This window comes from Geodermatophilus sp. SYSU D00815, assembly GCF_054050035.1.
In genome coordinates this window covers 198,941-213,515 of sequence record NZ_JBJGYO010000007.1, presented here as the reverse complement: position 1 = coordinate 213,515, position 14,575 = coordinate 198,941, and the positions used below count along the sequence as shown (strand labels likewise).

15 protein-coding genes are annotated in these 14,575 nt (G+C 74.2%); all 15 read left to right on the top strand.

All coding sequences use genetic code 11. The features are described 5' to 3' along the window. The first annotated feature begins 29 nt into the window (after positions 1 to 29). Positions 30 to 749, top strand: coding sequence for a demethylmenaquinone methyltransferase (locus tag ACI78S_RS11180; protein ID WP_456973164.1), 720 nt, complete (start codon positions 30 to 32; stop codon positions 747 to 749). Between the two features lie 76 nt (positions 750 to 825). Continuing rightward, positions 826 to 975 carry a hypothetical protein gene (locus ACI78S_RS11175; RefSeq protein ID WP_456973162.1) on the top strand — a complete coding sequence of 50 codons (150 nt, stop codon included), beginning with the start codon at positions 826 to 828 and terminating at the stop codon, positions 973 to 975. A gap of 9 nt (positions 976 to 984) precedes the next feature. Next, positions 985 to 1,662: a phosphoribosyltransferase gene (locus tag ACI78S_RS11170; RefSeq protein WP_456973160.1), complete on the top strand. Its 678-nt coding sequence runs from the start codon at positions 985 to 987 to the stop codon at positions 1,660 to 1,662. A gap of 249 nt (positions 1,663 to 1,911) precedes the next feature. Continuing rightward, positions 1,912 to 3,171 carry a geranylgeranyl reductase family protein gene (locus ACI78S_RS11165; RefSeq protein WP_456973158.1) on the top strand — a complete coding sequence of 420 codons (1,260 nt, stop codon included), beginning with the start codon at positions 1,912 to 1,914 and terminating at the stop codon, positions 3,169 to 3,171. Between the two features lie 96 nt (positions 3,172 to 3,267). Then, positions 3,268 to 3,630, top strand: coding sequence for an NADH-quinone oxidoreductase subunit A (locus tag ACI78S_RS11160; RefSeq protein ID WP_456538640.1), 363 nt, complete (start codon positions 3,268 to 3,270; stop codon positions 3,628 to 3,630). A gap of 24 nt (positions 3,631 to 3,654) precedes the next feature. Then, positions 3,655 to 4,347 (top strand): NuoB/complex I 20 kDa subunit family protein, encoded by a 693-nt coding sequence (locus ACI78S_RS11155; RefSeq protein ID WP_456973155.1) that lies wholly within the window; start codon positions 3,655 to 3,657, stop codon positions 4,345 to 4,347. After that, positions 4,344 to 5,084, top strand: coding sequence for an NADH-quinone oxidoreductase subunit C (locus ACI78S_RS11150; protein ID WP_456973153.1), 741 nt, complete (start codon positions 4,344 to 4,346; stop codon positions 5,082 to 5,084). The genes ACI78S_RS11155 and ACI78S_RS11150 overlap by 4 nt, the downstream gene beginning before the upstream one ends. A gap of 10 nt (positions 5,085 to 5,094) precedes the next feature. Then, positions 5,095 to 6,417, top strand: a complete 1,323-nt coding sequence (locus ACI78S_RS11145; protein WP_456973151.1) for an NADH-quinone oxidoreductase subunit D — start codon at positions 5,095 to 5,097, stop codon at positions 6,415 to 6,417. Between the two features lie 52 nt (positions 6,418 to 6,469). After that, positions 6,470 to 7,501, top strand: coding sequence for an NADH-quinone oxidoreductase subunit NuoE (gene nuoE / locus ACI78S_RS11140; RefSeq protein WP_456973149.1), 1,032 nt, complete (start codon positions 6,470 to 6,472; stop codon positions 7,499 to 7,501). A 4-nt stretch (positions 7,502 to 7,505) separates the two neighbouring features. Then, positions 7,506 to 8,837, top strand: a complete 1,332-nt coding sequence (gene nuoF / locus ACI78S_RS11135) for an NADH-quinone oxidoreductase subunit NuoF (protein ID WP_456973147.1) — start codon at positions 7,506 to 7,508, stop codon at positions 8,835 to 8,837. Next, positions 8,837 to 11,308: an NADH-quinone oxidoreductase subunit G gene (locus tag ACI78S_RS11130; protein ID WP_456973145.1), complete on the top strand. Its 2,472-nt coding sequence runs from the start codon at positions 8,837 to 8,839 to the stop codon at positions 11,306 to 11,308. The genes nuoF and ACI78S_RS11130 overlap by 1 nt, the downstream gene beginning before the upstream one ends. After that, the gene (gene nuoH, locus ACI78S_RS11125; protein ID WP_456973143.1) at positions 11,305 to 12,789 is read left to right on the top strand and encodes an NADH-quinone oxidoreductase subunit NuoH; all 1,485 of its coding nucleotides are present in this window, start codon (positions 11,305 to 11,307) and stop codon (positions 12,787 to 12,789) included. Before ACI78S_RS11130 ends, nuoH begins: the two co-directional genes overlap by 4 nt. Continuing rightward, entirely contained in the window at positions 12,782 to 13,402 is a 621-nt protein-coding gene (gene nuoI / locus ACI78S_RS11120) for an NADH-quinone oxidoreductase subunit NuoI (protein ID WP_456973141.1), read from the top strand. The genes nuoH and nuoI overlap by 8 nt, the downstream gene beginning before the upstream one ends. Next, positions 13,399 to 14,268: an NADH-quinone oxidoreductase subunit J gene (locus tag ACI78S_RS11115; protein WP_456973139.1), complete on the top strand. Its 870-nt coding sequence runs from the start codon at positions 13,399 to 13,401 to the stop codon at positions 14,266 to 14,268. The genes nuoI and ACI78S_RS11115 overlap by 4 nt, the downstream gene beginning before the upstream one ends. After that, positions 14,265 to 14,564, top strand: a complete 300-nt coding sequence (gene nuoK, locus ACI78S_RS11110; protein ID WP_456973137.1) for an NADH-quinone oxidoreductase subunit NuoK — start codon at positions 14,265 to 14,267, stop codon at positions 14,562 to 14,564. Before ACI78S_RS11115 ends, nuoK begins: the two co-directional genes overlap by 4 nt. The last annotated feature ends 11 nt before the right edge of the window (positions 14,565 to 14,575 follow it).

Genomic DNA, 14,575 nt, shown 5'->3' with positions numbered 1-14,575 from the left:
AGACTAGGAGCACGGGTAGCGTCGCCGCCGTGGGAGACCGGCGAGAGGACGCGCGCACGAGCGGTCTCCGGGCGGGGCTGGACAAGCGGCCGGCCGAGGTCGCGGCCATGTTCGACCGCGTCGCGCGGCGCTACGACGTCACCAACACGGTGCTCTCGGGCGGCCGCGACGCGGCCTGGCGGCGGGCGACCCGCGCGGCGCTGGACCCGCGCCCCGGGCAGGTGGTGCTCGACGTCGCCGCCGGCACCGCGGTCTCGACCGTGGAGCTGGCGGCCGGCGGGGCCAGCGCGATCGCGCTGGACTTCTCGCAGGGGATGCTGCGGGCCGGGGCGGCCCGGCCGGTGCCCAAGGTGGCCGGCGACGCGATGGCGCTGCCCCTGGCCGACGAGAGCGTCGACGGCGTCGTCATCTCCTTCGGCCTGCGCAACGTCGCCGACCCCGACGCCGCGCTGCGGGAGTTCCTCCGGGTCACCCGGCCCGGCGGCACGCTGGTCGTCTGCGAGTTCTCCAGCCCCACGTGGGCGCCGTTCCGCACGGTGTACCTCGAGTACCTGATGCGGGCGCTGCCGCGGATCGCGCGGGCGGTCAGCAGCAACCCCGACGCCTACGTCTACCTGGCCGAGTCGATCCGCGCCTGGCCCGACCAGCCGGCCCTCGCCGCCCGGCTGCAGGCCGCCGGCTGGGCCGACGTCGCCTGGCGCGACCTCACCGGCGGGATCGTGGCCCTGCACCGGGCCAGGAAGCGCTGAGGTCCCTCCCGCCCGCGGTCCGGCCCCGGGCGTGCGAGGGGTGGGGAGAAAGGGGTCCTTCCCGTAGCGTCTGACCATGACGATGCCGCCGCCGGACCCGTCGCCGGTGCCGCAGCCGCCGACGCCGATCGACCCGCTGCCGCCGCCGGAGCCCGCGCCGCCCACCCCCGTGCCCGACCCGGCCGACCCGATCGCCCCGCCGCCCTCGGGGCCGCAGCCCGTCTGAGACCGCGCCGTGGCGCGGGAGCGCAAGCCCTTCGCCGACCGGCGCGCGGCCGGCCGCGCGCTCGGGGCCGCCCTGGCCGAGCGGCCGGGGGCCCCGGCGGACGCCGTGGTGCTCGGGCTGCCCCGGGGAGGGGTGGTCGTGGCCGCGGAGGTCGCCGCCGCGCTCGGCGCGCCGCTGGACGTGGTCGTCGTCCGCAAGCTGGGCCTGCCGTGGCAGCCGGAGCTCGCCATGGGTGCCATCGCCGCCGCCGGCGACGCGGTGGAGTCGGTCCGCACCGAGGCGGTGCTGGCCCGGGTGCCGGTCGACCCCGCCGCCTTCGCGGCCGTGCGCGAACGCGAGCTCGCCGAGCTGCGCCGCCGGGAGGCCGCCTACCGCGACGGCCGGGCGCCCCTGCCGCTCGCCGGCCGCACCGCCGTCCTGGTCGACGACGGGCTGGCCACCGGCGCGACCATGCGCGCCGCGGTCGCCGCCGTCCGGCGGTCCGCGCCGGCCCGGGTGGTGGTCGCCGTCCCGGTCGGCTCCCCGCACACCTGCGCCGACCTGCGCCCCCTGGTCGACGACGTGGTCTGCCTGTGGGCGCCCGAGGGCTTCTCCGCGGTCGGGCAGGGCTACGACGACTTCGCCGCCACGAGCGACGCGGAGGTCGTGGCCGCGCTGGCCGGCCGCCGCCCCGCGGTCGGGGGATGAGCTGGCGCGAGCCCCCGGTGCCCGGCACCGATCCCGCCGCCGGCACCCCCTCCCACCAGCGCGGACGGCGGTGGCGGCGGCCTCCGGCGGACGTCGGGCGCGGCACCGTGCGGTAACGGTTCCCGGGGGCCGCTGTCATCTTCGACACAGGTCGGCCTAGACTCGGGACTGCGGACTTTGTGAACCTTTTCACAAAGTCGACAGGAGCCTCGGGAGCCGAGAGGGGTCGCCGTGCCGACGGACCGACGCGTGCCGCAGCACGCCGACGTGGTCGTCGTCGGCGCGGGCCCGGCGGGCTCCTCGGCGGCCTGGACGCTGGCCACCGCCGGTCTCGACGTCGTCGTCCTCGAGAAGTCGCTGTTCCCCCGCGAGAAGGTCTGCGGCGACGGCCTCACCCCGCGCGGGGTCAAGGCCCTCGACGAGATGGGCATCGACACCTCGCCCGCGGCCGGCTGGGTGCGGCACAAGGGGCTGCGCGTCTTCGGCGGCGGTCAGGTGGTCGAGGTGGACTGGCCGCGGCTCGACCGCTGGCCGGGCTACGGCCTCGTCCGCCCCCGCCGCGACCTCGACGCGATGCTGGCCGCGCACGCGGCCGCGGCCGGCGCCCGGGTGCACCACGAGGTCACGGTCACCGAGCCGCTGCTCGACGACGCCGGCCGGGTGGCCGGGGTGCGCGCGCAGGTCGGCCCCGGGAAGGAGCCGGCCGAGTGGCGCGCCCCCCTGGTGGTCTCCGCCGAGGGCCTGTCCGGCCGGCTGGCCAAGTCGCTGGGCCTGGTCCGCCGCGAGGACCGCCCGCTCGGCGTCGCCGTCCGCCGGTACGTCGCGACGCCGCGCACGCACGACGACTACCTCGACATCTCCTTCGACCTCACCGCCGACGGCCCGGACGCCGACTCGATGCCCGGGTACGGCTGGTCCTTCGGCATGGGCGACGGGACGGCGAACGTCGGCTTCGGCCTGCTCGACACCCGGCGGTCGGGGGAGGCCGACCACCGGGCGGTCCTCCGCCGGTGGCTCGGCAGCCTGCCGCCCGAGTGGCAGCTGGGTGAGGAGCACGCGGTCACGCCGGTGCGCGGGGCCGGGCTGCCGATGGCGCTCAACCGCGGCCCGGCGTACACCCGCGGGCTGCTGCTGGCCGGGGACGCCGCCGGCACGGTGAACCCGTTCAACGGCGAGGGCATCAGCTACGCGATGGAGACCGGCCGGGCGGCGGCCGAGACCGCCGCCGCCGCGCTCGCCCGCCCCGCCGGTCCGGCGCGCGAGGCGGTGCTGCGCCGCTACCCCGAGCGGCTGCGCGCCGAGTACGGCTCTCACCACCGGCTGGGCATGGGATTCCTCGCCCTGCTGGCCCGCCCCGACCTGGTCCGCTTCGCCACCGCGCACGGCCTCAAGCGGCCGGCGCTGGTCCGCGGCGCGCTGCGGCTCATGGGCAACCTGAGCGACGGGCGGCACGGCGACGGCGTCGACCGCGCGCTCGCCTTCCTGCACCGGCTGGCCCCGGCGGTCTGACGTGGTCGATCTGACAGTGCGCCAACATGTCGACACGCTGCGTCCTAACCGGGCCGGATACCGAGACGTGATCGACCTCACCGTAGGGTGCCGCTGATGCTCTCGACCTACGTCCCGATCGTCGGGCTCTTCGCGCTGGCCGCGGCGTTCGCGCTGTTCTCGGTGACCGTCGCGCCCTTCGTGGGGCCGCGGCGGTTCAACCGCGCGAAGCTCGAGGCCTACGAGTGCGGCATCGAGCCGGTCGACCAGCCGCTCAACGGCGGCCGGTTCCCGGTCCGCTACTACCTCACGGCGATGCTGTTCATCGTCTTCGACATCGAGATCGTCTTCCTCTACCCCTGGGCGGTCGCCAACGACGCCCTCGGGCTGTTCGGGCTGGTCGAGATGGTCGTCTTCATCGCCACCGTGTTCCTCGCCTACGCCTACGTCTGGCGTCGCGGCGGGCTGGACTGGGACTGACTGGGTCACCGGAAGGGCATCACGATGGGTCTCGAGGAGAAGCTCCCCGGCGGCGTCCTGCTGACGACCGTCGAGAAGCTCGTGAACTGGACGCGCAAGTCCTCGCTGTGGCCGGCCACCTTCGGCCTGGCCTGCTGCGCGATCGAGATGATGGCCACCGGCGCCGGCCGCTACGACCTGGCCCGGTTCGGCATGGAGGTCTTCCGCGCCTCGCCGCGGCAGGCCGACCTGATGATCGTGGCCGGGCGGGTGAGCCAGAAGATGGCGCCGGTCCTGCGGCAGATCTACGACCAGATGCCCGAGCCGCGCTGGGTGCTCGCCATGGGCGTCTGCGCCAGCTCCGGCGGCATGTTCAACAACTACGCGATCGTGCAGGGCGTCGACCACATCGTCCCGGTGGACATGTACCTGCCCGGCTGCCCGCCGCGGCCGGAGATGCTCACCGACGCGATCCTCAAGCTGCACCACAAGATCATGAACGAGCCGCTCGGCCCCAAGCGGGCCCGGCAGCTGGCCCGCGAGCAGGAGGAGGGCACGGGCAAGGACCTGCTCGTCGAGATGCCCTCCACCGTGCGTGCCGACAAGGAGCTGCGCCGGGCGTACGAGGCGGCCGCGGCCGAGGGGCGCACCGGCCAGTTCATGCTCGAGCAGCGCAACGGCAACGCCGTCCTGCTGCCCGAGGAGCGGCCGACCGGCATGGGGAAGGCCTGGCGGTGACCGGCCCCGGTGACCGCAGCGGCCGCGACGAGGCCGCGCAGGGCGCGAGCGCCCCGAGCGGCGGCTTCCGCAAGGGCGCCTTCGGCGTCAGCGGCAGCGGCGACACCTCCGGCTTCGGCGGGCTGGTCCGCGTCGAGCCCGGCGGTGCCGTCGCCCTGCACTCCACCGACCGGCCCTACGGCGGCTACTTCGACGAGGTCACCGACGCCCTGATCGAGGCCGTCGGCCCGGCCACGTACGACGCCGCCGTGCAGCGGGTGCTCGTCGACCGCGGCGAGATCACCTACTTCGTGGCCCGCGAGCACCTGCTCACCCTGGTCTCGGCGCTGCGGGACGACGAGGCGCTGCGCTTCGAGCTGCTCTCCAGCGTCTCCGGCGTCGACTACCTCGACAGCGGCGGCCCGGTGACCACGCCCGACCGGCCCCGGCTGCACGTCGTCTACCACCTGACCTCGATGACCTACCGGCGCCGCATCCGGCTCGAGGTCGCGGTGACCGCCGAGGACCCGCACGTGCCGTCGGTCACCGCGGTCTACCCGACGGCGGACTGGCACGAGCGCGAGACGTTCGACATGTTCGGCGTCGTCTTCGACGGCCACCCGGCGCTGACCCGGATCCTCATGCCCGACGACTGGGACGGCCACCCCCAGCGCAAGGACTACCCGCTCGGTGGCGTCCCGGTCGAGTACAAGGGCGCCACCATCCCGCCTCCCGACACCCGTCGCGCCTACCGGTGAGGGGCAGCAGATGACCACCACCTCCGACCCGTACGCCGGCTCCCGGGAGACCACCGAGGGCCGCGTCTACACCGTCACCGGCGGGGACTGGGACGCCACCCTCGGCGCCGACCCGCACGAGAACGAGCGGCTCGTCGTCAACCTGGGTCCCCAGCACCCGTCCACCCACGGCGTGCTGCGCCTGGTGCTCGACCTCGAGGGCGAGACCGTCACCAAGGCCCGGGTGGTCATCGGCTACCTGCACACCGGCATCGAGAAGAACGTCGAGTACCGCAACTGGACCCAGGGGACGACGTTCGTCACGCGGATGGACTACCTGTCCCCGCTGTTCAACGAGGCCGCCTACTGCCTGGCCGTCGAGAAGCTGCTCGGCATCGAGGCCCCGCCGCGCGCGCAGACGATCCGGGTCCTGGTCATGGAGCTCAACCGGATCGCCTCGCACCTGGTCGCGCTGGCCACCGGCGGCATGGAGCTCGGGGCGCTCACCGGCATGACCAACGGCTTCCGCGAGCGCGAGATCGTCCTCGACCTGCTCGAGGAGATCACCGGCCTGCGGATGAACCACGCCTACATCCGCCCCGGCGGCCTGGCGCAGGACCTCCCGGAGAGCGCCGAGGGCTCCATCAGGGAGTTCCTGCGGATCTTCCCGGAGCGGGTCGCCGGCCTGCACAAGCTGCTCACCGGCCAGCCCATCTGGCAGCGCCGCCTGAAGGACGTCGGCTACCTCGACGTCACCGGCTGCGTCGCGCTCGGCATCACCGGCCCGATCCTGCGCGCCGCGGGCCTGCCGTGGGACCTGCGCAAGGTCGAGCCGTACCTCGGCTACGAGACCTACGACTTCGAGGTGCCGACCGCCGACACCTCCGACGCGTGGGGCCGCTACCTGGTGCGCGTGGCCGAGATCAGCGAGTCGCTGAAGCTGATCGAGCAGGCGCTCGACCGGCTCGAGCCCGGCCCGGTCATGGTCGAGGACCGGAAGATCGCCTGGCCCGCCCAGCTCTCGCTGGGCGCCGACGGCATGGGCAACTCGCTCGACCACGTCCGGCACATCATGGGCCAGTCGATGGAGGCCCTGATCCACCACTTCAAGCTGGTGACCGAGGGCTTCCGGGTGCCGGCCGGGCAGGTCTACGTGCCGATCGAGTCGCCCCGCGGCGAGCTCGGCTACCACGTGGTCAGCGACGGCAGCACCCGCCCGTGGCGGGTGCACGTGCGCGAGCCCAGCTTCGTCAACCTGCAGGCCACCGCGGCGATGAGCGAGGGCGGCATGCTCGCCGACGTCATCGCCGCGATCGCCTCGATCGACCCCGTCATGGGGGGAGTGGACCGTTGATGACCGACGCCACGTGCGTGCGCCCGCGGAGCCTGGGCGGAGGTGCAGCCCGATGAGCGCGCTCCCCGGTTCCCCGGAGGCCACCGCGGTCACCGGCTTCGACTCGAGCCCCGTCGAGCCGGCGCCGGCCGACCTGCCGCCCATCCCCGAGCGCGCGGTCGCCGAGGCCGCCGAGATCGTGGCCCGCTACCCGGTGCCGCGGTCGGCGCTGCTGCCGATGCTGCACCTGGTGCAGAGCTACCAGGGCTACGTCTCGCCCGAGGGCGTGGCGTTCTGCGCCGACCAGCTGGGCCTCACCAAGGCCGAGGTCGGCGCGGTCGCGACCTTCTACACGATGTACAAGCGCCGCCCGACCGGCCGGCACCTGGTCAGCGTCTGCACCAACACGCTGTGCGCCGTACTCGGCGGCCAGCGCATCTTCGACGCGCTGTGCCAGGACCTCGGCGTCCACCACGACGAGACCGCCGCCGACGGCTCGATCACCCTCGAGCACGCCGAGTGCCTCGCCGCCTGCGACTACGCGCCCGTGGTCACCGTCGACTACGAGTTCTACGACCAGCAGGACGTCGAGAGCGCCCGCGCGCTCGTCGCCGCGCTGCGCCGGGGCGAGAAGCCGCACCCCACCCGCGGCGCCCCGCTGACCGACTTCCGCGGCATCTCCCGGCAGCTGGCCGGCTTCTCGCAGTACGACGACACCGCGCGCGACGCCGCGGTCGACGCCCCCGGCGAGTACGGCCCGACCCTGGTCGGCGTCCGGCTGGCCGCCGAGCGCGGCGAGGCGGCGCCGTTCCTGCCCGGCGCGGAGAAGCCGGAGGACCGCCGGGAGCGGCTGGTCGGGGAGCCGCGGGCGGCCACCCGCCCCGGTGGCGGCACCGGGGAGACGCCGGAGAAGGAGGCCGCCGACGCCCGCGTCGCCGCGGCCGACAACCCCGCCGAGCGCGCCGGCGCCGCGCAGACCCACCCCGACCAGGGGGCCGAGTACGGCCGCCGCCGCACGTCCGACGAGCGGGCGCGGACCGGCACCGAGACCCCCGCAGGCACCGAGCCCGGCACCTCCGGCCAGGGCCCGCAGAAGGAGGCCTGACGCGATGCCACTCGCCCCCGTCCTCACCTCCCGCTGGGACGCCGACAGGTCCTGGCGGCTGTCGACCTACGAGTCCCTCGACGGCTACGTCGGGCTGCGCAAGGCGCTGACGATGACGCCCGACGAGCTCGTGACCGTGGTCAAGGACTCCGGTCTGCGCGGCCGCGGCGGCGCCGGCTTCCCCACGGGGATGAAGTGGAGCTTCATCCCGCAGCCCAAGCCGGGGGAGACCCCGACCGGGCCCGCGGCGATGCCCAAGTACCTCGTGGTCAACGCCGACGAGGGCGAGCCGGGCACCTGCAAGGACCTGCCGCTGATGATGGCCGACCCGCACTCGCTCGTCGAGGGCGTGATCATCGCGGCGTACGCCATCCGCTCGCACTTCGCCGCCATCTACGTGCGCGGCGAGGCCGTGCACGCCCACCGGCGGCTCTCCAACGCCGTGCGCGAGGCCTACGAGGCCGGGTACCTCGGCCGCGAGATCCTCGGCTCGGGCTACGACCTCGAGCTGGTGGTGCACGCCGGCGCGGGCGCCTACATCTGCGGCGAGGAGACCGCGCTGCTCGACTCGCTCGAGGGCTACCGCGGCCAGCCCCGGCTCAAGCCGCCGTTCCCCGCGGTCGCCGGTCTCTACGGCGCCCCGACGGTGATCAACAACGTGGAGACGCTGGCCAGCGTGCCGTTCATCGTCCGAGGCGGCGCCGACTGGTTCAAGGAGTTCGGCCCGGAGCGGTCGCCCGGACCGAAGATCTACTCGCTGTCCGGCCGCGTCGTCCGCCCGGGCCAGTACGAGGCCCCGATGGGCACCACCATGCGGGAACTGCTGGAGATGGCCGGCGGCGTCCGCCCCGGCCACGAGCTGAAGTTCTGGACGCCGGGCGGCTCCTCGACGCCGTACTTCACCGCCGAGCACCTCGACGTCCCGCTCGACTTCGACTCGGTCGCCGCCGCGGGCTCCATGCTCGGCACCACCGCGCTCATGGTCTTCGACGAGACCGACTCGATCGTCGAGGCGACGCTGCGGTTCACCGAGTTCTACGCGCACGAGAGCTGCGGCAAGTGCACCCCCTGCCGCGAGGGGACCTACTGGCTGGTGCAGATCCTCGAGCGGCTGGTGCACGGCAGGGGGACGGCGGCCGACCTCGACCTGCTGACCGACACCTGCGACAACATCCTCGGCCGCTCCTTCTGCGCCCTCGGTGACGGCGCCACCAGCTGCATCGCCAGCTCGCTGAAGTACTTCCGCGACGACTACGTCGCCCTGCTGCCCCCGGAGGAGCAGGCCCGCCTGGGCCGCTCGCTCCCGATCGAGCCCGTCAAGGTCGGAGCCGCCTGATGACCGTCCAGCCGACAGCGCCCGTGCCGGCGCCCGCGGTGCCACCCGGCGTGCCCGGTCCGCACACCCCGCCGGACGCCGTGCACTGCACCATCGACGGGTTCGAGGTCGCCGTCCCGAAGGGGACGCTGATCATCCGGGCCGCCGAGATGATCGGCGTGCAGATCCCGCGGTTCTGCGACCACCCGCTGCTCGAGCCGGTGGGCGCCTGCCGTCAGTGCCTGGTGGAGGTGGAGGGCCAGCGCAAGCCGGTCGCCTCCTGCACCATGCCGGTGACCGAGGGCATGGTCGTGAAGACCCAGCTGTCCAGCCCGGTCGCCGACAAGGCGCAGCAGGGGACGATGGAGCTGCTGCTCATCAACCACCCGCTCGACTGCCCGGTGTGCGACAAGGGCGGCGAGTGCCCGCTGCAGAACCAGGCGATGAGCAACGGCCGCACCGAGAGCCGGTTCGTCGACGTCAAGCGCACCTACCCCAAGCCGCTGCCGATCAGCTCGCAGGTCCTGCTCGACCGGGAGCGCTGCGTGCTGTGCGCGCGGTGCACCCGGTTCTCCGACCAGGTGGCCGGCGACCCGTTCATCGAGCTGTTCGAGCGCGGCGCGCTGCAGCAGGTCGCGATCTACGAGGACGAGCCCTTCGAGTCCTACTTCTCCGGCAACACCACGCAGATCTGCCCGGTCGGCGCGCTCACCAGCGCCGCCTACCGGTTCCGCGCCCGCCCGTTCGACCTGCGCAGCGAGGACAGCGTCTGCGAGCACTGCGCCTCCGGCTGCGCGCAGCGCACCGACTACCGGCGCGGCAAGGTGCAGCGCCGGCTGGCCGGTGAGGACCCGGCGGTCAACGAGGAGTGGAACTGCGACAAGGGGCGCTACGCGTTCCGCTACGCCACCGCCAACGAGCGGCTGACCACCCCGCTGGTGCGGCGCGACGGCGTGCTCGAGCCCGCCTCCTGGCCGGAGGCGTGGGCCGCGGCGGCCGAGGGGCTGGCGCAGGCGCGGGCCACCGGCGGCGTCGGCGTGCTGCCCGGCGGCCGGCTCACCCTCGAGGACGCCTACGCCTACGCGAAGTTCGCCCGCCTCGCGCTGCACACCAACGACGTCGACGCCCGCGCCCGCGCGCACTCGCCCGAGGAGCTGGCCTTCCTCGAGGCCGAGATCGCCGGCACCGGGCCGTGGACCGGCGGGGTCACCTACGACGACCTCGCGGCCGCGCCCGCCGTCCTGCTCGTGGCGTTCGAGCCCGAGGAGGAGTCGCCGATCGTCTTCCTCCGGCTGCGCAAGCAGGTCCGCAAGGGCACGCTCGCCGTCTTCGACCTGGCGCCGTTCACCACCCGCGCCGCCGAGAAGCTGCAGGCGACCGTGCTCGCCACGCTGCCCGGGCAGGAGGCCCGCTCGCTGGGCGCCCTCGCCGACGGCTCGTGGGGCGGCGCGGCGGTCGAGGCGCTGCGGCAGCCGGGGGCGGTCGTGCTCGTTGGCGAGCGGCTGGCCGAGGTCCCCGGCGGGTTCGCCGCCGTCGCCGGGCTGGCCCGGGCCACCGGCGCCCGCGTCGGCTGGGTGCCGCGCCGCGCGGGGGAGCGGGGCGCGGTGGAGGCCGGCGCGCTGCCGACCCTGCTGCCCGGTGGGCGCAGCGTCGCCGACCCGGTCGCCCGCGCCGACGTCGCCGCCCGCTGGGGCGTCGACCCGGCCGAGATGCCGGCCACCCCGGGCCGCGACCTCACCGGCATCCTCACCGCCGTCCGCGACGGCGAGCTCGCCGGCCTGCTCGTCGGCGGCGTCGACCCCGCCGACCTGCCCGACCCGGCGCTGGCCGCCGAGGCGCTGCGCGCCGCGGGGTTCGTGGTCAGCCTGGAGATGTTCCCCAGCGCGGTCACCGAGGTCGCCGACGTCGTCCTGCCGGTGGCCGCGGCCCCGGAGAAGGCCGGCACCTACCTCGACTGGGAGGGCCGCGCCCGCCCCTTCGACGCCACCCTGCACGGCACCGGCCAGCTGACCGACGGCCGCGTGCTGCACGGGCTGGCCGACGAGCTGGGCGCCTTCCTCGGCCTGCCCACCGTGGAGGTGGCCCGCGCCGAGCTGGCCGCGCTGGGCGCCGCGCGCAGCGGCGAGGCCGCCGGCCCGGTGCCGGTGGCGCCGTCCGGTGTGGAGCTCGCCGAGGACGAGGCGCTGCTGGCCTCGTGGCGGCAGCTGCTCGACGTCGGCACGCTGCAGCGCGACGAGCCCCACCTCGCCGGCACCGCGCGCCCGCCGGTGGCCCGGCTCGGCAAGGACGCCGCCCGCCGGCTCGGCCTGGCCGACGGCGACCGGCTCACCGTCACCGGGGCGCGGGGCTCGATCAGCCTGCCGGTGCGGATCACCGACATGCCCGACCGGGTGGTGTGGCTGCCGATGCGCTCGCCCGGCAGCGAGGTGCGCGCGCAGCTCGGCACCGGCCCGGGCGGCGTCGTGAAGCTCAGCGCAGGAGGCGCGGCATGAACGTGCTGGCAGCGGCCGACCAGCCCACGCTGGAGGACTTCGGGCACGACGTCTGGTGGATCGTGCTCATCAAGATCGTCGGGATCTTCGTGGTCCTGGTGCTGATGACGCTGTTCGCCATCGTCTTCGAGCGCAAGGTCGTCGCCCGCATGCAGCAGCGGATCGGCCCGAACCGGGTCGGGCCGCGCGGCTACCTGCAGAGCCTCGCCGACGGGCTGAAGCTGGCGTTCAAGGAAGACATCATGCCGGCGCTGGCCGACAAGCCGGTCTACTTCCTGGCGCCGGTGATCTCCGCCGTCCCGGCGTTCCTGGCCTTCTCGGTGATCCCGCTCGGGCCGACGGTGAGCATCTTCGGCGAGCGCACCCCGCTGCAGCTCACCGACGCCCCCATCGGCGTGCTCGTCGTCCTCGCCTGCTCGGCGATGGGCGTCTACGGCATCGTGCTGGCCGGCTGGGCCTCCGGCTCGACCTACCCGCTGCTCGGCGGGCTGCGCAGCGCGGCGCAGATGGTCAGCTACGAGATCGCCATGGGGCTGTCGATCGTCGCGGTGTTCCTCTACGCCGGCACGATGTCGACGTCGGAGATCGTCGCGGCGCAGGCCGACGGCAACGAGCTGGACTTCTTCGGCGCCTCGATCACCGGCCCCAGCTGGTTCGCCGTGCTGCTGCCGGTCTCGTTCGTCATCTACTGCATCGCCGTCGTGGGCGAGACCAACCGCGCGCCGTTCGACCTCCCCGAGGCCGAGAGCGAGCTGGTCGGCGGCTTCCACACCGAGTACTCGTCGCTGAAGTTCGCGCTGTTCTTCCTCGCCGAGTACATCAACATGGTCACCGTCTCGGCGCTGGCCGCGACGCTGTTCCTCGGCGGCTGGCGGGCGCCGTGGCCGATCTCGATCTGGGACGGCGCCAACACCGGCTGGTGGCCGATGCTGTGGTTCTTCCTCAAGGTCGCCGCCGCGCTGTTCGTCTTCATCTGGCTGCGGGGCACCCTGCCGCGGCTGCGCTACGACCAGTTCATGCGCTTCGGCTGGAAGGTCCTGGTCCCGGTCGCGCTGGTGTGGATCCTCGCGGTGGCGGCGATCCGCACGATCTCCCGCGAGGCCGACCTCGAGACCGGCGAGGTGGCGCTCTACGTCGGCGTCCCCATCGCGGTCCTCGTGCTGCTGGGCCTGCTGGTCGCGGGGCGGGTCAGCAACGCCGGCGCCCGGAAGATGGCCGCCGCCGCGGCGGCCGGATCCGTGCACGTCACCGAGCCCGACCCCGAGCCCCAGGTGCTGCCCCCGACCGGGCCGCGCCGCCGGCCCAGCGGGCCCAGCCGCTCCGAGGGCGGCTTCCCCGTCCCGCCGATGGACCTCGTCGTCCCGCCGTCGCCGCGGCTGCGCAGCCGCGAGCCGGTCGGGGCGACCGCCCGCCCGGACGGTGCCGTCGTGAGCACCGGCCGGCGCGGCACCCCCGCCGCCGAGGAGGGCGACGATGAGTGAGAACACCCCCGCACGGCGCGGGGACGGCGAGATCGCCCGCCGGCCCCGCGACGGCAAGCCGGCGGTGCGCGGCAGCGTGCTGCCGGCCGCCGGGCAGGGCTTCGGGCTGACCTTCGCGCAGATCTTCAAGAAGGTGACGACGGAGCAGTACCCGTTCGAGCCCAAGGTGACCAAGCCGCGCTACCACGGTCGCCACGTGCTCAACCGGCACCCCGACGGGCTGGAGAAGTGCGTCGGCTGCGAGCTGTGCGCGTGGGCCTGCCCGGCCGACGCCATCTACGTCGAGGGCGGCGACAACACCGAGGACGAGCGCTACTCGCCCGGTGAGCGGTACGGGCGCGTCTACCAGATCAACTACCTGCGCTGCATCTTCTGCGGCCTGTGCATCGAGGCCTGCCCGACCCGCTCGCTGACCATGAGCAACGACTTCGAGCTGGCCGACGACAACCGCCAGGACCTGATCTACACCAAGGACCAGCTCATGGCGCCGCTGCTGCCGGGCATGGAGGCGCCGCCGCACCCGATGCGGCTCGGCGACGACGAGAAGGACTACTACCTGCGCGAGCCGCAGGCGGGCTCGGCCGGCGAGCCGGTCGTGGAGGAGAAGGTATGAGCGTCCTCGCCGCCGCCGCCGACACCTCCGTCCAGCTCGGGGACGGCGAGGCCGTCGTCTTCTGGGTCCTCGGCCCGCTCGCGCTGCTCGGGGCGCTGGGCATGGTGTTCGCCCGCAACGCCGTGCACTCCGCGCTGTTCCTGGTCGTGACGATGCTCTGCCTGGGCGTCTTCTACGTCGTCCAGGAGGCGCCGTTCCTCGGCGCGGTGCAGATCATCGTCTACACCGGCGCGATCATGATCCTGTTCCTGTTCGTGCTCATGCTGGTGGGCCGCGACTCCTCCGACTCGGTGGTGGAGACCCTGCGCGGGCAGCGGGTGGCGGCCACGGTGCTGGGCATCGGGTTCGCCGGGCTGGTGGGGGCCGGCATCGCCGAGGCCACCCGCGACACCGCGGCCACCGGCCTCGACGCCGTCCAGGGCGGGGACGTGAGCAACATCGAGGCGATCGCCGCGCTGCTGTTCACCGACTACCTGCTCGCCTTCGAGGTGACCAGCGCGCTGCTGATCACCGCCGCGGTCGGCGCGATGGTGCTCGCCCACATCGAGCGCGAGCCCGGCAGCCGCCGCAGCCAGAAGGAGCTGTCGAAGGCCCGCTTCCTCGACAACCCGCGGCCGCAGACCCTGCCCGGCCCGGGTGTGATGGCCCGCGGCAACTCGGTCGCCGTCCCCGGCCTGCTGCCCGACGGCCGCTACGCCGAGGACAGCTTCGCCACCGGTGTCGAGCCGCAGGACATCGAGCAGCTGCCGCGGCCCACCGGCCGGCGGCAGCTCGGCAGCCCCGACGACGCCCTCGGCACCCTCGAGGGCTCGCCCAGCGGCGTCCCCGGCGGCACCGGCCCCGGCAACCCGGGAGGGGACCGATGAGCGTCTCGCACTACCTGGTGCTCGCGGCGATCCTGTTCACCATCGGCGCCGTCGGCGTCCTGGTCCGGCGCAACGCGATCGTCGTCTTCATGTGCGTCGAGCTGATGCTCAACTCGGTCAACCTGACGCTGGTCACCTTCGCCCGCGCTACCGGCACCGTCGACGGCCAGATCATCGCCTTCTTCGTGATGGTGGTCGCCGCCTGCGAGGTCGTCGTCGGCCTCGCGATCATCATGTCGATCTACCGGACGCGGCGCTCCGCCTCGGTCGACGACGCCAACCTCCTGAAGTACTGAGCGTGATGGAG

Bases quoted from the DNA above. Each gene is read 5' to 3' on its own strand.
- nuoE (WP_456973149.1), top strand. From the start codon at position 6,470: ATGAGCGCGCTCCCCGGTTCCCCGGAGGCCACCGCGGTCACCGGCTTC.
- nuoH (WP_456973143.1), top strand. From the start codon at position 11,305: ATGAACGTGCTGGCAGCGGCCGACCAGCCCACGCTGGAGGACTTCGGG.
- nuoI (WP_456973141.1), top strand. From the start codon at position 12,782: ATGAGTGAGAACACCCCCGCACGGCGCGGGGACGGCGAGATCGCCCGC.
- ACI78S_RS11160 (WP_456538640.1), top strand. From the start codon at position 3,268: ATGCTCTCGACCTACGTCCCGATCGTCGGGCTCTTCGCGCTGGCCGCG.
- ACI78S_RS11155 (WP_456973155.1), top strand. From the start codon at position 3,655: ATGGGTCTCGAGGAGAAGCTCCCCGGCGGCGTCCTGCTGACGACCGTC.
- ACI78S_RS11175 (WP_456973162.1), top strand. From the start codon at position 826: ATGACGATGCCGCCGCCGGACCCGTCGCCGGTGCCGCAGCCGCCGACG.
- ACI78S_RS11130 (WP_456973145.1), top strand. From the start codon at position 8,837: ATGACCGTCCAGCCGACAGCGCCCGTGCCGGCGCCCGCGGTGCCACCC.
- nuoF (WP_456973147.1), top strand. From the start codon at position 7,506: ATGCCACTCGCCCCCGTCCTCACCTCCCGCTGGGACGCCGACAGGTCC.
- ACI78S_RS11115 (WP_456973139.1), top strand. From the start codon at position 13,399: ATGAGCGTCCTCGCCGCCGCCGCCGACACCTCCGTCCAGCTCGGGGAC.
- ACI78S_RS11145 (WP_456973151.1), top strand. From the start codon at position 5,095: ATGACCACCACCTCCGACCCGTACGCCGGCTCCCGGGAGACCACCGAG.
- nuoK (WP_456973137.1), top strand. From the start codon at position 14,265: ATGAGCGTCTCGCACTACCTGGTGCTCGCGGCGATCCTGTTCACCATC.